Annotated in this window: 13 protein-coding genes and 4 pseudogenes; 8 read left to right on the forward strand and 9 right to left on the reverse strand. The window is 49.9% G+C overall.

Annotated features, from left to right (window positions below; all coding sequences use genetic code 11):
• Positions 1 to 90: 90 nt before the first annotated feature.
• From amaB to A3SI_RS07600, 4 genes and pseudogenes are all read right to left on the reverse strand, one after another.
• Positions 91 to 1,635: an L-piperidine-6-carboxylate dehydrogenase gene (gene amaB, locus A3SI_RS07585; protein ID WP_009054852.1), complete on the reverse strand. Its 1,545-nt coding sequence runs from the start codon at positions 1,633 to 1,635 to the stop codon at positions 91 to 93.
• Between the two features lie 294 nt (positions 1,636 to 1,929).
• Positions 1,930 to 2,388 (reverse strand): DUF4421 family protein, encoded by a 459-nt coding sequence (locus A3SI_RS21555; RefSeq protein ID WP_009054854.1) that lies wholly within the window; start codon positions 2,386 to 2,388, stop codon positions 1,930 to 1,932.
• Positions 2,389 to 2,393: 5 nt separating this feature from the next.
• Positions 2,394 to 2,996 carry a DUF4421 family protein gene (locus A3SI_RS21560; protein ID WP_050977427.1) on the reverse strand — a complete coding sequence of 201 codons (603 nt, stop codon included), beginning with the start codon at positions 2,994 to 2,996 and terminating at the stop codon, positions 2,394 to 2,396.
• Between the two features lie 491 nt (positions 2,997 to 3,487).
• Positions 3,488 to 4,689: pseudogene (locus A3SI_RS07600) on the reverse strand (pyridoxal phosphate-dependent aminotransferase).
• Between the two features lie 272 nt (positions 4,690 to 4,961).
• Here A3SI_RS07600 and A3SI_RS07605 point away from each other — a divergent pair.
• The 4 genes and pseudogenes from A3SI_RS07605 to A3SI_RS07620 all read left to right on the forward strand — a co-directional run bounded on the left by A3SI_RS07605 (position 4,962) and on the right by A3SI_RS07620 (position 7,657).
• Positions 4,962 to 5,702, forward strand: coding sequence for a toxin-antitoxin system YwqK family antitoxin (locus tag A3SI_RS07605; protein ID WP_009054860.1), 741 nt, complete (start codon positions 4,962 to 4,964; stop codon positions 5,700 to 5,702).
• Between the two features lie 94 nt (positions 5,703 to 5,796).
• Positions 5,797 to 6,240, forward strand: a complete 444-nt coding sequence (locus tag A3SI_RS07610) for a MarR family winged helix-turn-helix transcriptional regulator (protein WP_009054861.1) — start codon at positions 5,797 to 5,799, stop codon at positions 6,238 to 6,240.
• Between the two features lie 78 nt (positions 6,241 to 6,318).
• Positions 6,319 to 7,322, forward strand: a pseudogene (locus A3SI_RS07615) (NAD(P)/FAD-dependent oxidoreductase).
• A gap of 11 nt (positions 7,323 to 7,333) precedes the next feature.
• Complete coding sequence (locus tag A3SI_RS07620) at positions 7,334 to 7,657, forward strand: 2Fe-2S iron-sulfur cluster-binding protein (protein WP_009054863.1); 324 nt, start codon at positions 7,334 to 7,336, stop codon at positions 7,655 to 7,657.
• Between the two features lie 121 nt (positions 7,658 to 7,778).
• Here the strand turns inward: A3SI_RS07620 and A3SI_RS07625 are convergent, their stop codons facing one another.
• From A3SI_RS07625 to A3SI_RS07645, 5 genes and pseudogenes are all read right to left on the reverse strand, one after another.
• On the reverse strand, positions 7,779 to 8,738 hold the full coding sequence (locus tag A3SI_RS07625; RefSeq protein WP_009054864.1) for a hypothetical protein: 960 nt from the start codon (positions 8,736 to 8,738) through the stop codon (positions 7,779 to 7,781).
• The gene (locus A3SI_RS07630) at positions 8,725 to 9,732 is read right to left on the reverse strand and encodes a hypothetical protein (RefSeq protein WP_009054865.1); all 1,008 of its coding nucleotides are present in this window, start codon (positions 9,730 to 9,732) and stop codon (positions 8,725 to 8,727) included. The genes A3SI_RS07625 and A3SI_RS07630 overlap by 14 nt, the downstream gene beginning before the upstream one ends.
• 599 nt (positions 9,733 to 10,331) lie before the next feature.
• Positions 10,332 to 12,299, reverse strand: coding sequence for a DUF389 domain-containing protein (locus tag A3SI_RS07635; protein WP_009054866.1), 1,968 nt, complete (start codon positions 12,297 to 12,299; stop codon positions 10,332 to 10,334).
• A gap of 7 nt (positions 12,300 to 12,306) precedes the next feature.
• Positions 12,307 to 14,439, reverse strand: a pseudogene (gene scpA, locus A3SI_RS07640) (methylmalonyl-CoA mutase).
• Positions 14,440 to 14,441: 2 nt separating this feature from the next.
• A complete protein-coding gene (locus A3SI_RS07645) occupies positions 14,442 to 15,854 on the reverse strand; it encodes a methylmalonyl-CoA mutase family protein (protein ID WP_009054875.1) in 1,413 nt (470 codons plus the stop codon).
• Positions 15,855 to 15,984: 130 nt separating this feature from the next.
• Between A3SI_RS07645 and A3SI_RS07650 the strand changes: the two genes are divergently transcribed.
• The 4 genes and pseudogenes from A3SI_RS07650 to dnaA all read left to right on the forward strand — a co-directional run bounded on the left by A3SI_RS07650 (position 15,985) and on the right by dnaA (position 19,207).
• Positions 15,985 to 16,737: a 5'-nucleotidase C-terminal domain-containing protein gene (locus tag A3SI_RS07650; RefSeq protein WP_009054877.1), complete on the forward strand. Its 753-nt coding sequence runs from the start codon at positions 15,985 to 15,987 to the stop codon at positions 16,735 to 16,737.
• Positions 16,738 to 16,740: 3 nt separating this feature from the next.
• Positions 16,741 to 17,205, forward strand: a complete 465-nt coding sequence (locus A3SI_RS20475; RefSeq protein ID WP_009054879.1) for a metallophosphoesterase — start codon at positions 16,741 to 16,743, stop codon at positions 17,203 to 17,205.
• 26 nt (positions 17,206 to 17,231) lie between these two features.
• Positions 17,232 to 17,678 (forward strand): metallophosphoesterase, encoded by a 447-nt coding sequence (locus A3SI_RS20480; protein ID WP_238531655.1) that lies wholly within the window; start codon positions 17,232 to 17,234, stop codon positions 17,676 to 17,678.
• Positions 17,679 to 17,777: 99 nt separating this feature from the next.
• Positions 17,778 to 19,207: pseudogene (gene dnaA, locus A3SI_RS07660) on the forward strand (chromosomal replication initiator protein DnaA).
• The last annotated feature ends 123 nt before the right edge of the window (positions 19,208 to 19,330 follow it).

The raw sequence follows: 19,330 nt of genomic DNA on the forward strand, positions 1-19,330 counted from the left end.
TATCGCTTATCAAGTGATAAGCGAGCTACTTAGACCATGACGCCTTACCTCCACTGCATCCCCGCCACAGCTATGGGTTTGAAAGCAGATTTAAATATCAAACTTGATTCCCTGTGCTAAAGGCAGCGCAGTGCTATAGTTGATCGTATTCGTCTGCCGGCGCATATATACCTTCCAAGCATCCGAGCCGGACTCACGGCCTCCACCTGTTTCTTTTTCACCCCCGAAAGCACCGCCGATTTCCGCCCCTGAGGTGCCGATGTTCACATTTGCGATGCCGCAGTCAGATCCAGCCGCAGATAAAAACTGTTCCGCCTCGCGCATATTCAGCGTCATAATCGCTGAGCTGAGACCTTGCGGAACGGCGTTTTGCATCTCGATGGCCTCCTCCAGGGTTTCGTAGCGCAGCAAATATAAAATAGGCGCAAAGGTCTCTTCCTGTACCTTCTGGTAGTGATTTTCAGCCTCCACGATGGTGGGCTGCACATAGCAGCCACTCTCAAAACCGGGACCTTCCAAGACACGCGCCGGAATAAGCACGCGCCCTCCTTCCTGCTGCACCGCGTCGATCGTCTTCAGGTAAGCAGACACTGCCTCTTTATCGATGAGGGGACCCACATGATGCTTTTCATCTAAAGGGTTCCCGATGTTTAATTTGCCGTAGGCAGCCACCAAGCGCTCCTTTACTTGTTCATAGACGCTGCTGTGCACGATGAGACGGCGTGTGGTCGTGCAGCGCTGCCCAGCTGTACCCACCGCCCCGAAAAGGGCGCCGCGAATGGCGATTTCCATATCCGCTTCTGGGCTGATGATGATCGCATTATTACCGCCCAGCTCCAGCAGACTGCGCCCCAAGCGCTCCGCCACGGTAGCTGCCACGATTTTACCCATGCGCGTGGAACCGGTAGCAGAAACCAGCGGAATACGCTTATCTTGACTGAGCCACTCCCCGACACGGTAATCCCCTTGGATCAAGCAGCTAATGCCCTCCGGATAACCGTTTCGCGCGAAAATCGGAGCGACGATATGCTGACAGGCTAAGGCCGAAAGCGGTGCCTTTTCAGAAGGCTTCCACACACAGACATCTCCGCAGACCCAAGCCAGCATCGTGTTCCAGGACCACACGGCCACGGGGAAATTAAAGGCGGAAATAATGCCCACCACGCCGAGAGGATGATACTGTTCATACATGCGATGCGCTGGACGCTCCGAATGCATGGTCAAACCATACAGCTGCCGCGAAAGCCCTACCGCAAAATCACAGATATCAATCATCTCCTGCACCTCTCCTAAGCCCTCCTGATAGGACTTGCCCATCTCGTAGGAGACCAGCGTACCCAAATCCTCTTTATGTGCACGGAGCGCATCACCGATCTGACGCACCACTTCTCCGCGCTGCGGGGCCGGTACCGTGCGCCACTCCTTGAAGGCCGCAGTAGCCCGCTCCATGACACGCGCATATGCCGCCGCGTCCGTGGCCTGCACCGCTGCGATGGCCTCCCCATCCACGGGAGAGATGGAAGAAAAATAGTCTCCCGTACTTGTGACCCATTCACTGCCCGTGGACGTTCCCGAGTTTTCAGCTTGAATGCCCAGGCGCTCTAATACCGCCTGCATCTTATTTTTTGAATCCATAAAGTCTATTGCTAATTGGGTTATACATGTCACATACAGCTAAACTGGCCCACCGGCAGTAGCCCGTTAGTAAAACTAAGCCCCTCCCAGCAGCTTTCAAAGCACATAGCCAGAAATTTGCCTGGCAGATCGGGATTTCTAACTACCTTTTGGGCCGCGGGCCCAAAAGCCAAGCGACAAAAACAGCCCCAGCATCGCATGTATGAACCCTCATCCAAGCACCCGACTGGCCTCCTCTTCGCACAATAACCCCACCTATAAAACCCAGCCCGAATGCTAAAAACGAGCAGTTAACTACAGGTAACGCCGCAGGTTAAATAGCTCCGCGATGGGATACACCCGCTCACTGACACCAAAACGATAGATAAAATTAATCCGATAATTCCCCGTCATTAGCGTCATGGGCAGCAAGTCGCCCGCTAGTAATTCCACTCTGTTATGCACATAATTCGCATTTACAGACCAGCGACCGGCATCATACCCGACGAATCCACGCAGAAAAAGCTGCATGCCAACGCCAAAAACATGCTCTCGCGGAGCGTTCGGCTCATGAAAAAACTGCTGCGAATAGCTTAGGGGCAAGGCAGCAGACAGCATGCCCGTAAGGAAAAAACCACGCCAAACGAAGGTGTGGGCATAGGCAGCATTAGGGCCTAAAGAAAAAAAGTTTAGCGCGAGTAAATCCATGCCTTCCGCTTCCTGAGCGCTAAAGCCCAGCGGAAGTCGGCTGATCCGCCCACCGAAGCCCTCCACCCCGATCAGGGACTACCTCCCGAACGCACCTGGCGCTCCGTCTGCAAGAAGGCCGCACGCAGAGAAATCCGCTCAGGCCGTAGCAGGCGCTGCGCATTCAAGCCAAACTTACGGATACGGCTATCAGGAAACTGCAGGAGATTTCCCTCGGGAAGGCGCACAGCTGGATCGTGAAAACCGGTATAAAACTGCCCGAAAAAGTCAAACACCCACTGCTTGGGATAGGCATGCGCTTGCAAGTCTAAAAAACGGGTTTCTCCGCGCCCATTTTCTGGATTCATAAAACCAATGCCCGTCGCTAAGTTGAGTGTAAACCCCTTATAAGAAGCCCCCACCCCCAGATTAAGGGTCGAAAAAGGCTCTAATCGTGGCCCCGCAGACTGCAAGGGACCAGCCAGCTGTAAAGCGGTATATTTCCGAGATACATATAGGCGACCCGTGATGGCATCGGGATAAGTTTCGAAAAAAACATTTCCTGATGAATCCGCCACCGCCTGCGTGCGGAAAGGATAAGCCGTAGAAGTGGACGTAGGCGCATCCTGCGCCAAAAGCGCGCTGGAGCCTCCCAGGCTGATCAATATCCAAAATAGCACATACGTGGCTCGCATAGTGGGCAGGTCAAAAAGAAACAACAGCTAATCGGTTCTGAATGTACGAAACTTAAAGGAGTTTAGGGACAATTTACATGCCGAGAACGTGTAACTAGCACAAAAAAGTTAATAAACTAAATTTTTTCGCGTAAAGAACTAATCTAAGGTAAAATGAAGATTGGGAAAAATAATTGTCTTGACAACCTTCATTTTTTCAAATAAATCTAAAAACCGAAGCAAAAAAAGTCGCTTAATCACCCGTGACAAAGATACGTAATTTTACGAATGGAAAACAAGCATGCCGAGAAGGAATTTTAGGAAGTAAAAATTCTTTAAAACAATATATTGCATACAATCTACACCAAACTGCATAATTCCATATACTAATAGCATTTTCGGAACTTTCAAACCGTTTTCCGAGCAAAAAAAAGCCCACTCAGGCCAAAAAAAAATCGCTGGAAAAATTTCCAGCGATTCTCCACGGTCCAAAGCCGAAAATTACTTCTTTATCAAGCCAGTTTGGCTAAAACTGCTTTCATGCGCTTTAGGGCTTCTATCAGCTCCTCCTCAGAGGCAGCATAGGAAAGGCGAACACAGTTAGGCGCACCAAAAGCGGCACCCGTCACAAGCGACACATTCGCCTCTTCTAAAATATACAAGCACAGGGCATCCGCATCCGCGATGACGCGACCCTCTACCTGCTTTCCGAAAAAGGCCGACACATCAGGGAAAAAGTAAAAAGCCCCCTCAGGTACATGCGTTTTAATCCCTGGGATGTCGCGAAGCAAGCCTAAAACAAGATCTCTACGCTTCAGGTAGGCTGCTTCCATTTCCTGAGAAGGCCCCTGATCCCCTGCGATAGCCGCTAAAGCCGCTCGCTGTGCGATACCCGTCCCCCCAGAGGTAAACTGCCCCTGCATTTTTTCACACGCTTTCGCGATCGTCAGCGGAGCACAAATGTAGCCTACACGCCAGCCCGTCATCGCATAGCCTTTCGAAAAGCCATTCACGGTGATGGTACGCTCGAACATGCCTGGGAAAGCCCCTATACTCGCATGAGCGCCCGTGAAGTTAATCAACTCATAAATCTCATCTGCGATCACAAACACATCCTCACGCTTTAGCACGACATCTGCGATGGCCTGGAGCTCCTCCGCAGAGAACACAGAGCCTGTCGGATTACAAGGAGAGGAATAAATAACTGCCTTAGTCCTGTCCGTCATCGCCTCCTCCAGCTGCTCCGCCGTCGCCTTAAAATTGTTTTCTAAAGTCCCCTCGATAAGGACAGGCACCCCGCCGGCTAGCTTGATAATTTCTGCATAACTCACCCAGTAAGGCGAGAAAATGACGACCTCATCCCCCACGTTTAGCATGCACATAAAGACATTCGCGATGCTGTGCTTAGCGCCCGTAGACACCACGATATTTTCGGCTTCGCCTGCTCGATGCCGTTCTGGCTACGGAGCTTTTCGGCTATCGCTTCGCGCAAGTCCTGGTACCCCGCCACTGGAGGGTATGCAAAATAGTTTCCTGTATCGATGGCCTCTTTCGCTGCATCCTGCACATGCTGAGGCGTTTTAAAGTCTGGCTCCCCTAAACTTAAACTGATGATCGCCTTGCCCTGCCCCTTTAACTCGCGTGCTTTTTTCGCCATCGCTAAAGTGGCCGACTCCTCCATTTGATTGATACGATCCGATAGTATAGAACTCATGTAGTGGTTATTTTTAAATTTTTCTTGCCAAAAATACGTAGAGAATGCGTTAATTCTAAACAATTCTTAAAAATTAGGGGAGAATGCGTAATTTAGCATAAAATATACCCGCAGCACATTCGTTTATACCGTATGAAAGCCCTTTATCCATCACTTGTAGCCCTTTTTCTACTTGCCTGGCAGCATGTGGCGCTGGCGCAAAAGGAGGGCAGTACTTCTAAGAAATCAGAAAAATCCGAAGAGCCACTCATCGACCCAGACTCCTCTGCGTCGTGGTGGACAAACTGGTGCCGACCACACTTCCGCTCCTGCTCTTCGACGATCAGGCTACAAAAGAGAAAAAGAAGGCACAGAAAAAGAAAAAACGAAAAAACGTTTACTTCGGAGAAAAAACATCGAAAGGCATGACGCGCCAAAAATACCGCGGCGCTAATCGCTACGAATTCTTTCATTATACGACCAATAAGAAGCCGCAAGACACCTACATCCGCGATATCTACTGGTTCGATAAACGAGATAAAGTGGTGCGGGTAGGTAATTTTGACCCGCAGCGAGGCTACCTCCTGCATGGCCCTTACGAAAAACGCGCCGATGAGCTACTCTTAGAAGAAGGCCATTTCTACTTCGGAGCCAAACATAAGATTTGGATGAAGTACGATGAAAACAGCATACTCATCGGCAAGTGGCACTACAGCGAGGGCTGGCCACGGGATTCTCGCGTAAGCTATTACGACCGTGAAAGCCGCAAGATAGAGAAGCTCACGCCCATCGAATACGACCTGAAGGAAGGAAACTTCTTCCACTTTTATGAAAATGGAAAAGTCGCCGTCATCGGAGAATATCGCTACGGTGAGCCCGTGGGCCTGTGGACTGAATTCTGGAATACCGATAACGAGAAAGTCATCAAAAAGAGAGAGATACAGTACCAGGAAAACCCTTTTGATAAAACCTTCCGCCCCTTCATCCGTGCCGAGTGGGATACCGATGGCAACCTTATCTACAGAAGAAACTGAAAGTAAATAATTGATTACTATTTAAACCCTATCTGTTTTGTAGGTTATTCATTGTTTGTAAAATATATCCCCTATATTTGCGCCATAAGAAGTCATGGCCAAAGAGCAATTCAGTCAATATTCCTTTCTTCTGGACCGTACCGCCAGGAGAGTCAAGCAGTATGCCCAGCAGAAATTTAAACTGGAGGCATTTGACATTACTGTAGATCAGTGGCTTGTCTTACGCCAACTCGCTGACGGTGAGCAACTCAGCCAGACCGAGTTAGCACAGCGGGTGAGTAAAGATCACCCCACCTTAACGCGGATCTTGGACATACTGGAAAAAAAGCAGCTCCTTTTGCGCCAGCAGCACCCCAGTGACCGCAGAAGCTTCCAGCTCATGCTGACGACAGAGGGGGAAGAAAAAGTGCGCCACCTGCGCCCGAAAATCGCAGAAATTCGCCAACAGGCTTGGAAAAACTTGACCGAACAAGACTTCGATGAATTCAAAAGAATCCTGACGACGATTTATGACAATTTAAATCAGGAAAACGTGTAAAACTATTTGTTGCACGAACTATTTGTAAACAAACATTTCGATCTCCTTTTTGGTTATCGATACATAATAAAAAGCGATATGATTACCACTGATATTTGTATCATCGGAGCCGGTCCAGTAGACTATTCGCCGTATTCGAAGCAGGTCTCCTTAAAATGCGCTGTCACCTGATCGATGCCCTTCCGCAGGTAGGCGGACAGCTTTCAGAAATTTATCCTCAAAAGCCGATTTACGATATCCCGGGATACCCTGAGGTGAAAGCTCAAGAGCTGGTGGATAATCTGATGGAGCAAATTAAGCCATTTAGCCCCACCTTTACCTTAGGGGAGCGTGTGGACCACTTGGCTAAGCAGCAAGACGGCTCTTTCATCGTCACGACGAGTGATAAGACGCAGGTGCACTGTCAGGTAATCGTCATCGCAGGTGGCTTAGGCTGCTTCGAGCCGAGAAAGCCAGCGCTTGATCGCCTGGAGGAATTCGAGGGCAAGGGTGTCGCCTACATGGTAAAAGACCCTGAAAAATTCAGAGACAAAAAGGTAATCATCGCTGGAGGTGGCGATTCTGCTCTCGACTGGACCATTTTCCTCGCCGATGTAGCAGAACGTGTAACACTCATCCATCGAAATGAAACCTTCCGCGGAGCACCAGACTCGGCTTCAAAGGTATTTGATCTCGCCAACCAAGGGAAAATCGACTTGATCCTCTCGGCTAACTTGCAGGCTTTAGAGGGTGAAGGCCATTTGGAGCGCGTCTCTGTGGTAGATAAAAAGAAAAATGCCTTTACCTTGGAAGCGGATTACTTAATCCCTCTCTTTGGGCTAAGCCCAAAATTAGGCCCTATCGCCGACTGGGGATTAAGCATCGATAAAAATGCCATCGAGGTAGATACGAAGGATTACTCCACGGGTGTGGAAAGAATCTATGCGATCGGTGATATCAATACCTACGAAGGTAAGTTGAAGCTTATATTGTGTGGGTTCCACGAAGCGGCCATCATGATGCATAGCGCCTTCAAATATGTCTATCCAGACCAGAAATTGAGCTTTAAATACACCACCGTCAACGGGGTTAACGCCTTTTAATCCAGCGCGCTATGGTAACGTTTACAATAGAAGATCACGAGGGCAATAGACAAGAGGTGGAGGCACCTGATGACATGGGGCTAAGCCTGATGGAAATTTTAAAGGCCTCAGAATATCCTGTATTGGCCACCTGTGGCGGCATGGCTCTCTGTGCCACCTGCCATGTGGAAATCCTCGAGGGAGGGGCTGATGATTTAGGTGAAGCTACGGACGTAGAGCTCGACCAGCTTGAAAACCTACCCGAGTATTTCCCTACTAGCCGGTTAGCCTGTCAGGTACGCATCAGTCCAGACCTGGAGGGTGCTGTCATCAAACTTCGTGGAGAGGACAATTAAGGGTGTACCTTATTGTCATGCGACAAAACCAGCTTATTTTTGGCTGTCTTTAAAAAATACAGTGGCGAGGCGATGATGCCTCGCTATTTTTTATCCTGTTTACAGATAGTGATCGCGTGTGCTAAGGCAAGCCATCCTTCAGTTTCAAAATAATAGATTCAGGATAGAGTGATTCCGCGAACTTACCTGATAATTCAACATATACATCCCTATGAATCGCCTTGGCCCTCGGTATAAAGTACTTGGAAGAATATATAGGGTAGATTTTTAATTCGCTCATATCAAACGAAGTTACATGGTAGAACCCATCCTGTCTGCTTCGATAAATCAATAGGAATGTGTTTTCATCCAGTAGCTCAACATTAACGATTTTATCTTCAGTAGACAATGGCAAGACGCCTTGAATCAAGTTTTGCGTACTGTTAGGATTATAGACGTAAAATCTCCTATTTTCTTTGTCTATCATTAGGGTAATAGCATCCTTAAACCGCAATAAACTAGTTAATGCAGCAGATTTCACTCGTAAAGACGGGATAGAAAATTCCTCCTTTTTTTCATTGAATTGAATAAAATCCCGGTTGAGTCTTGCTTCAATCGGAGAAAATTCGAAGTCGTCTAATTTAAAATTACGCGGATCAATTTTTACAAATCCTTTCGTTGGCTTGTTTATCCCTGGAAACCTTTCAGAATCAGCGTAGATACTTAAAGGCTGGTAAGCTATTTTTCCCTCAGCCATACTGAGTATAGGAAATGTTTGAGGAAGGCCATCGTGAGGCCAGTTACGAATCGAAATAGAATCTAATCTTATGTTATTGCTATCAAAAAGCAATAAAGGAGTATGGCTTGTAAAAGCCTGACTATTATATCTGTACACAGCAAAAACTTTCGTTTCGTCACTTTGTATCAGCCAATCACTGAAAATGATGCCCTGCTGGGAATAGACTAAGGAGATATCGGGTCTATCTATCAAAGACCGGTACAAGGTATCTTGCCTGAATGCATCAAATACCAACTTTTGCGCAAACAGGCTATTCACTTGAAAGCCCAGCATCATACTAAATAAAACGCTAATCCAACGCATATACATACACCTTTTCGCTACCCGTGTGGTTGACAAACAACTTACCGTCATGATAGAAAATACAATTACCAATTTCCGCTAACACGTATGAGTCAATCAACTCCATATTAGCATTGAAATGATGAACTCTCCTTCTAATCCTTTTTCTATCTGATTCTTTTTCTAAATCTATATCTGCGGACTCACTTATTTCCCAATCTACTTCTCTTAATGCCCAAAACGTGTTGGGACTACTCACCGATACACTATAGGCATTTTTATAGGTCCCGAAGGAAAAGCCATCCTCATCGACTTCATAATTTTCTTCTATTGGACCGCTAAAGGGTAGCCGTCCTTTTGTTATAATTTTCTTTTTTGAGCTATCCATAACATAATATTCCCCCGACCACTCGTCTAAATAGACCAGGTATGCATCCATTGCAAACAGCCAACCCGATTGATCGATTTCAATGACATTTCTTGAATTAGGAATCTCTGCAATTGTAGATACGGAATGAAATCCCTGATCATCATCCCACTTGAATGAAACCACCTCAAGACCTGCCCTAGAAAATCTAGTGGTATAATAAGACTGTGCCCCTGCTATCAATTGCTGGGTTAATGGGAAAGGATTTCTGTGGAAGCCTAAAAGGGCATTCGTACGCAAATTGAATACAGTAAAACCTGACAGCGATCGCAAAAACAATCTATCTCCAAGGATGTCAAATCCAAATACTTCATTATCATCGGTAATAGACTCCTGAAGGTCAAAAAAACACTTAACTGCAGCAAACGAGTCATCCACCCGGGCTACCTTTTGCTGGCTTCGATCCAAAATAAAATAGTCTCCTTCAAATTCTCTGACAGGCGCATCTATGGTATAAATACCCAAGGATTCTAAAAGATCAATGCTTACATAGGTCAGACTTTTAGCTTTACCTTCTGATGAAGGCTTATTTTTAGAACACGCAGAAATAATAAAAACAAGGACTAAAAATACAATGTTTCGTATCATGCTTTCTGAATTTTAAAGAAGCCATCCAAAAAAAGGATGGCTTAAACTAAAAAACCACATCAAATTTTGCTTACAATCTGATTGTAAGAAAACCACCGGAATTATGACAATCCGAGCGTCTTTGTTTGCACTCTCCTGGTGTACCTGCATACGTAAAAGATCCATCTCCGTTATCAATTAATCCTGTAGATGGATCGGCTAATTTAACTTTAGCTATACAGGATTTGTAATTAGAAGAACACCCACAATTGATACAAAGCGCATTTGCAGATACTACCAGAAAGCTAAGACCGAAGCTTAGTATAAAGAATCTAATCTTACTCATAATTATTTAACTTTTAGTTGTTTTATTTTACCAGAACCAAACTTTGGCATAGTTGAACTTAAATTTAGGCGCCTTTTCTAGTTCAACTCAAAAGAAAAAAAAACTTATTAATTATCCAAATACTTAAATAAAAAAATTATTTTTTTGAACAAAATACTGACTCTCAACGGAAAAACATTCTAAATACCTAAATAAACCGCCTCAGACAGTCTCCCCCCTGCTGAGGATCTGACGGCTTCTGATAGCATTAAAACGCTAACTAAACTTAAGCCTTTCATCTCAGCAGCGCGCGTACCGCATCCACCCGCTCTCCTTCCGAATCCTCCTCTTCCAGCGTCTCTTCGATGGCCTTGTCCAGTAGAATGCCGATGCGCAACTCTAACTCCGCCTCCTCGCCGATCACCTCGATCACCTCCTCTCGAATACCCGGCAGCTCCTCATCACGCAGCGGCTTCTCCGTCACTAAGGTAAAGGAAATAGACAAGGGGCGTAAATTGCGCACACGTACATCCCGAATCACCCCCTTAGTAATCTCCCGACCTGAAAGCTCCTGCACCAACTTATTTTCTTTCACCATCTTGGAAAAACCGAAAGCCAGTGGTGTACTGATGACCAGCACTAAAAAGAGCGATAGTAAAATTCCCTTTTTGGCCAGGCCGAAAGGGCTAAAGCCCAAAATCAAAAAGGTTACCGCAGCCGCTAAAACCATCCCGGCTAAGTTCGTAGCCAGTAGCAGAAGCGCGCCACCGAAAACATTCGGATCCCCCCAGCCCAGGCCGATGCCCGAAACAGCCAAAGGCGGCACCAAAGCCACCGCGATCGCCACGCCCGCCAGCGTTTTGGCCACCTCTTCCTTCGCATGCGCATAGGCACCCGCTATCCCTGAGGCAGCCGCTACACCTAAATCCAATAAATTAGGCCGTATGCGCGCAGAAATCTCGGCATTCAGGGTGTTTAAAGGTGTAAACCAAGTGATCACCACCGCGAAAGCATATCCGACCAGCATCCCAAAACCAATCGTACGCATGCTGTTTTGTATCATGGACGTGTCCTGCCGCAGCACCCCCATCCCTAAAGAGATGATGGGCGACATCAGCGGCGCTAAAATCATGGCTCCGATAATCACCGGCGAAGAATCCCCGAATAACCCAAAGGTGGCGATAATCGTGGACAGCGCCATCAGCACCAAGTAAGAGGGTGTCAGCTGTGCATTATCACGAAGCGTGGTAAACAGCCCCTTAAACTCCTCCGTCGTCGCATGCCGCGTCAGCGGTAGCTTGCGACTGATCAGTTCCTTACGCAGCTCACCCGTAGGCAGCGCCTGTGTCTTAAATACCTTCTTGCCCCGATCCCGCTTTTCTACTCGCAGTAGGCGGCCCGGCACGATGTCTAAGGCCTTTCGCTTCACCACCAGCTCCACTTCCTTCGCCGTCATCAGACGATCGTCTAGCGAAAACTCCACCCCCTCTGCACTGTGAATGATGAGTCGATTCGTTTTGATATGGGCCACATAATTCGGTATCCGCTTGGAATTTCGCGCACTCAGCAGCCCCGAAAAAGTGAAGCCCAAAAGCTCCGCGAAGCTTTTGGGCGACAGCACCAAACTATGCATCATGCCATCATTAATGGCCGAATTTTCTAAGATCCGCCTGGAGAGCAAGTTGCTCGCACCATGCTGAACCACCACCATACCCAGAGCTGCCGTCTCGATCGGCTTCTCACGCATCTGGTCTTTATCGTTTTCCCAGTCTAAAGCGATCGCATGCAGACTCGCCTGCTTCAGCACACGCCCCAGATTCCGCATCCGCTGCGCGAAACGCTGCCAGCGATTGCCATCCATGGCACTGTACATCACACTCAGCGTATTACCCAGCGCCAGCGTATTAAACACGGGCACCTCGTTCGCTAGCAACATATCCACGGAGAAAACCTCCTCCGAAGCCAGCAGATGCTCGATAGCGCGCTCTAAGTCTGCCTCCACACCGAATCCCTGCCGCGCCTGATCCATCTTGGGATGGGGTAAAAACCCGATCTTCCAGTGATTTTCAGACACCTGCGGCAAAAAAACCTTCAGCTGCTCATCCGACAGAAAACACACGATGAAATCCCGCTCCGTCAGCTCCAGCTTCAGCGCCTCCTCATAGCGGTACTTGATTTTTAAATGTGGCCCAAATGCCGGCACCACCTGCTCATCTACTTGTTCCCGGTACGCGGGATCGTATATTAATGTGATGCCTTTCATCCTTCTTTTATTCGTCTACTTCCTCCTCCTGCATAAGCTGTTCGAGGATCCGCACCGCCGCCTTCGACAGCACCGTCCCCGGGCCGAACACTGCGGCCACCCCTGCCTGATAGAGAAAATCATAATCCTTCGGTGGAATCACCCCACCTGCGATCACCATAATATCCTCGCGGCCGATATCCTTCAGCGCCTGTATCAGCTGGGGGATTAAGGTTTTATGGCCTGCGGCCAAAGAAGACGCTCCCACCACATGCACATCGTTCTCCGCAGCCTGCGCCGCCACCTCTTCTGGTGTCTGGAATAATGGCCCGATATCCACATCGAAACCCAGATCAGCAAAGCCCGTAACGATCACTTTCGCCCCACGGTCATGCCCATCCTGCCCCATCTTGGCCACCATAATACGCGGACGGCGGCCCTCTGACTCGGCGAACTTATCCGCCAGCGCCTGCGCCTCCTGAAACCCTTTATCGGCCTTCGCCTCACCACTGTACACGCCGGAAATAGACTTTACCGTCGCCTGATGACGCCCGAAAACCTGCTCCATAGCATCGGAAATTTCCCCTAAGGTAGCACGTTTCCGCGCAGCATCCACGGCCAATGCCAATAAATTGCCTTCCCCACTCCGGCAGCTTTCCGTGATCGCAGCTAATGCCGCCGCTACCGCTTCACCATCCGCTCAGCCTTTAACTGTGCTAAGCGCGCCAGCTGAGAAGTCCGCACCGCATCATTATCCACTTCCATAATATCGAAAGCCGCCTCTTCATCAGCTAAATAGCGGTTCACCCCTACGATCACATCCTTGCCACTATCGATACGGGCCTGCTTACGCGCCGCAGCTTCTCGATGCGCATCTTCGGAATGCCCGCCTCGATGGCCTTCGCCATTCCGCCTAAAGCTTCTACCTCCTCGATCAGGGTCCAAGCACGCTCCACGAGCGAGGCGGTCAAGTACTCCACATAGTGTGCCCCACCCCAGGGATCCACCGACTGACAGATTCCCGTCTCCTCCTGCAGGTACAGCTGCGTGTTCCGCGCGATACGCGCAGAAAAATCCGTCGGCAGTGCGATCGCCTCATCGAAAGAATTCGTATGCAGCGACTGCGTATGCCCCAGCGCTGCCGCCATGGCCTCCACCGCCGTGCGCGTCACATTATTAAAAGCATCCTGCTCCGTCAGCGACCAGCCAGAAGTCTGGCAGTGCGTCCGCAGCGCCAGCGACTTCTCACTCTTCGGGTTAAACTGCTTGACGATCTTCGCCCACAGCAGGCGACCCGCCCGCATCTTCGCGATCTCCATAAAATGATTCATCCCGATCGCCCAGAAAAAGCTCAGACGGGGAGCGAACTCATCCACATCCAGCCCCGCCGCGATACCCGTACGCAGGTACTCCAGCCCATCCGCTAACGTATACGCCAGCTCGATGTCCGCCGTAGCACCCGCCTCCTGCATGTGATAGCCCGAAATAGAAATACTATTAAACTTCGGCATATGCTTCGCCGTGTACGAAAAAATATCCGCGATTATCCGCATCGATGGCTGTGGCGGATAGATATACGTGTTCCGCACCATAAACTCCTTCAAAATATCATTTTGGATCGTGCCACTCAGCAGCTCCTGCTTGACCCCCTGCTCCTCTGCCGCCACGATATAAAACGCCATCACCGGAATCACTGCCCCGTTCATGGTCATGGACACCGACATCTGATCGAGCGGAATCTGATCGAAAAGAATTTTCATATCCAATATCGAGTCGATCGCCACGCCCGCTTTGCCCACATCCCCCGTCACGCGCGGATGATCCGAGTCATACCCTCGATGGGTCGCCAGGTCGAAAGCCACCGAAAGGCCCTTTTGGCCCGCGGCCAAATTTCTCCTATAAAATGCATTCGAAGCCTCCGCCGTGGAAAAACCCGCATACTGCCGAATCGTCCAGGGCGCATCACATACATGGTGCTATAAGGGCCCCGCAAGTAGGGCGCAATCCCCGCCGCACTAAACTGTAAATGAGGAAGTTTCAGCAGGGGAGCCTCCTCTAATCGGGCCGGAACAGCGATCTGCTCGGCCGTCACCCACTCCGGCTGGGCGGAAAATGTAGGCCCCTCCGCCTGAATGGGCTGTAAATGGTGTATCGATTTCATCTTTATTCTGCTTTACGTTCTACTAAACTGCTGGCCCTGGCGGGCAAAAGCTGCCACTCCGCCTCTTCCACCGGCATTTCCGGCTCGAATTCCTCCTCTTGGGTGTAGCGATTCACACCGACCATCACCTGCTTCCCGGAAGCCACCGCCTCATGCACCGAAACGCGAGCTCGCCGCACCGCATCCTGCATGGTGCCCGCAGCATAAGCCGCCCACCAGCCGCCGTTTTGCTCGAGCGCCTCCCACTGCTTTTTCACCTCCCCACAAAGCTGCTCGATAACATTTTCGATCAGATATGCCCCCGCCAAGGGGTCCACCACCTTATCCAGGTAGCTCTCATCCCGTAAAATGGAGGAAATATTGCGCGCCATGCGCAAATCAAAATTGCTGGCCTCCGCCTTCGCGACGGTATGAGGCAAAACCTCCAGCGCATTCGCCCCACCTAAGAGGGCCGCCATCGCCTCGGTGGTGTTCCGCAGCATATTCGTGTACACATCACGCCGCGTTTTCGTCCACGGGCTCGTCGACACATACTGCTGCACCTCCTCACTGGCCACCGTCACATCAGCTAAGGCGAGGAGGCTTTGGAATAGGATCCGCTGCGCACGCACTTTCGCGATTTCAGGAAAGTAATGGGCCCCCGCGCTGCCGCGCAAAAACACCTGCCTGGCCAGAGGCTCCAAGGCATGGCCTCCTTCCTCCGCTTGAAGTAAAAGATCTTGGAAGCCTGCCAGTGCATAAAGGGTCTCCTGGACAGCGTCTGCCCCGCTGGCATGATAGGCCTGAAAGTCCACACAGGCACCATAAAAATGAGGATAAGGAGCACTTAGCTCGGCCAGGGCCAAAAAAGTCTGAAAGGCATCCGAACGGTTTTGCTGCACCCGCAGCGCCGCCGCCACAGGGTCATACAGCAGCCCGCCCTGCAGCTGCTCTGCACTCCCCTCAGCCTGCTGCGCATAGGCGAGAAAACCGCGCAATAGCGCCACTGGATCCCCTTCCGGAGCCAAATACACAGAAATATACGGCAAGCCGATACCGGCAAAAAGGGCCGAGAAATCTACCTCAGCACCGAGCTTCAAGTGCAAACCATCCACCCCCTGCTGGAGCTGATCCAGTAAACGTTTATTCGCAGCCACCTCTTCACCGGGCTGCACGCGCTGCTGGGCCACCGTGGTCCAGTGACGAGGGCTATAACCGAGAGCCGTCAGATCCTGCTGGCTGCGGTAGCGAAAGGCCTTTGCCCAGTGCGCATTTTCGATATCTTCTGCCGTGTAAGCCGGGGCGATCTCTAAGCCTTCACGCGTCTGGCTCACCAGCGTCTCCTGAAATGGCTTTCCCCGAAGGTCTTTGTTGATCTGCGCGATCCAGTCCGCCTTTTGCAGCGGAGGAAAGGCTTCAAACAAGTTATGTTTCATGGTGGGTTATTTTTGCTTTTTTTCCCGAACAAAACGCCCCGCATGCTGTATATTTGGGGCGCAGTATTCGACTAAGTCTTTCAAAAATACAGCGAAATCCAGTTAAAACCGACTCTAGCCCGCGAAATAAATGGCTCAATCTGCTAAATTCTTGTATACCCGACTGCCTTTCCTGGCGCTCCTCTTCCTTTTATCCTGTGCCAGCCCGCTAGTAAAAAGCCCTGACTTCGAGTTCATCGAGCTCTCAGAAAACATGGCCATTTTAGCCGATACAGAGGCTTTTGTGCTGCCCTATCGCCTCCAAATGGAGCGTGAGATGGGGCGCGTCTTAGGGGAAAGCCCGGAAGAAATCGTCCGCGGAAGAGGTGAAAATGCCCTAGGCAATCTGGTCACCGATCTACAGGCCTCCTATACAGCCGAGAAAATGGGCCTTCCCGTAGACATCTCCCTAATGAATAATGGGGGCATGCGGAGTAATTTGCCCGCAGGGCCCATCACCTTAGGCCATATTTTCGAGCTCTCTCCTTTCGACAACTATTTGGTGATTTTAGAAGGAAATAAAGCGGCGGTGGAAGCGCTGGCGGCCTTCGCGGCGGAGCGCCAAAACATCTCCGTTTCGGGCATGGAAATTCGCAGTGAGGGAGGCCGCGTTCGAGAAATTACCGTGGGCGGAAAGGCCCTCGAAGCAGGACGCATGTACCGCATCGCAGCGAATGATTACATCGCGAATGGGGGCGACTATATGGAGTTTCTCGTGCCGCTGAAGCGTGTAGAGGAAACGAGCCTCACCCTCCGCGAGCTGCTCATCGAGCGCATAGAAGCCCGCACGGCGCAGGGAGAAGCCATCACCGCAGCTATCGAAAACCGTCAAGTACATCGTTAAACCATGAACAGAAGAGCATTTCTCAGACAGTCCCTCCTTACGGGCACAGGCCTCGGGCTCGCCGGAATCGGCGCATTAGAGGCAGCGGCTTCGCCAGCAGTTCCTTCCTTAGGCTTGCACCTGCTGCACACAAACGACATGCACTCCCGCATCGATCCCTTTCCGATGGATGGAGGTAGAAATGCAGGAAAGGGCGGCATGACACGCTTGGCGGCTTTAGTGGACAGCTATCGCAAATCGGAGGAGGCGCTGCTGCTCCTGGATGCAGGAGATTTCTTTCAGGGAACCCCTTATTTTAATGTGTACAGGGGTGAGCTGGAGCTCAAACTGATGAGCCGCATGGGCTATGACGCCAGCACGCTGGGCAATCATGAGTTTGACAATGGCCTCGAAGGCTCTACGAGCAGCTCGAGCATGCAGAATTCGATATTCTGTGCGCAAATTACGACTTCTCGCGCACCCTATTAAAAGATGCCTTCAAGCCTTACAAAGTGGTGAAACGAGGAGGCCTTAAAGTGGGGATTTTCGGTGTGGGCATCGAGCTGGCTGGCTTGGTAGGCGAAAAAAACTACGGGCAGACTCGATATCTGGATCCAGTGGCCGTCTCTCGCGAGATCGTCCGTGAGCTACGTGGACAGTCCTGTGACCTGGTCATCTGTCTGTCCCATCTGGGGCACCGCTATCAAAGCGAAAAAATAGATGACCTGAAGTTGGCCGCCCGCGTACCGGGAATCGACCTGATCATTGGAGGACATACACATACCTTCTTGGAGCGACCAGTGCCTGTGGTGCGTCCAGATGGCGGCAGCTGCTTGGTAACGCAAGCCGGCATGGCAGCCTTACGTGCTGGACACCTCTATTACAGTAAAAATGCGGCAGGAAAAATGCTGGCGAAAGACTATGGCTATGTGGATATTAATGAGAAAGTCAAGGCAGTTTAGATTTTTTATTTCCAACATTTTTACCCAATTTTGAAATCCTTTCTTCACATAAAATGCAAGGAGTACCACGTGTACGTTCCTTTTTTTATACCTAAGTAAATGAGTTCAGAGGCGAATGCAGTATGGAATGCCTGCTTGAAAATTATCGAGCAGCACATTAACGCTCAGAGTTTTTCGACCTGGTTTAAGCCGATCGAACCTGTGCGCCTGGAAGGCAGTAGCCTCACAATCCGGGTGCCCAGCCAGTTTTTTTACGAATGGCTGGAGGACAACTATGTGGAAGTGCTAAAATTGGCGATTAAGACGACCTTAGGCCCGCAGGGTCGACTCGAGTATGCGGTGGTCGTGGATAAGGGCAATGCCCAAAACCAAGCATACACCGTCAGCTATCCACAAGGCAATCAAGCAGGAGCCCAGAAACATGCGATGAACGGAGGCGTGAAAGAGGCAGGGAAAAGCCCTTTCGACATGCAAAGCCTCCAGCAGGATCAGCTGCTGCAGTCCAACCTGAACCCGAACTACACCTTTAACTCCTATATCGAAGGTGACTGTAACCGCCTGGCACGCTCGGCAGGCTACGCGGTGGCCAGTAAACCGGGCATCACCTCCTTTAATCCGCTGATGGTATATGGTGGCGTGGGCCTGGGCAAGACCACCTGGTGCAGGCCATCGGCAATGAAATTAAAAACGGCCCTACCGATAAATTTGTCCTCTACGTTTCCTCGGAAAAGTTCGTGAACCAGTTCATGGACTCCATCAAGGAAGGGAATTTAAAAAGCTTCACCAACTTCTACATGCAGGTAGATGTCCTCATCATCGACGATATCCAGTTCCTCGCAGGGAAGGACAAGACGCAGGAGATGTTTTTCCATATCTTCAACCATCTCCACCAAAGTAAGAAGCAAATCATCATGACCTCCGACTGTCCGCCAAAGGATTTAAAGGGGCTAGAGGAACGCTTACTTTCCCGCTTTAAATGGGGGCTCACCACGGACCTGCAGATGCCGGATTTCGAAACGCGTGTCGCCATCATTCGTCGGAAAATGGAGGCCGAAGGCATCTTTATTCCAGATGATGTGGTCGAATACCTCGCCCATACGGTCGACACGAATGTGCGTGAACTGGAAGGCGTCATGATTTCCCTTATCGCGCACGCTTCCTTAAACCGGATGGAGATCGATTTGGCCCTGGCCAAAAGCATCATGAAAAACATCGTGAAGGATATCGAGACGGAAGTAGGCATCGACATGATTCAGAAAACGGTAGCCGCGTACTTCGACTTGAAAGTGGAGGACCTGAAGGCCAAAACCCGTAAAAAAGAAATCGTGCTGGCCCGTCAGATCGCCATGTATTTTTCGAAAGAGTTCACAAACCACTCCCTTAAATCGATCGGCTATCATTTCGGTGGACGCGATCATAGTACCGTGATTCATGCCGTAACAGCGATTAATGACCTGCTGGATTCGGATAACAACACGAAAAACATCGTAGCCGAACTGAAAAAAAAGTTCAAAATCCGCGCGTATTAGCCTTACCAGCAGCGGAGCGGTGACCGAATCCACCGTTTATCCCTGAAACATGCTGCCGTTAAAATAGCATTAGCCGAAAGTAATATTTCGGCTAATTTCGTTTTATAGCTTACCCGCTGGCAT

The organism is Nitritalea halalkaliphila LW7 (assembly GCF_000265075.1).
GTDB classification, from domain to species: domain Bacteria; phylum Bacteroidota; class Bacteroidia; order Cytophagales; family Cyclobacteriaceae; genus Nitritalea; species Nitritalea halalkaliphila.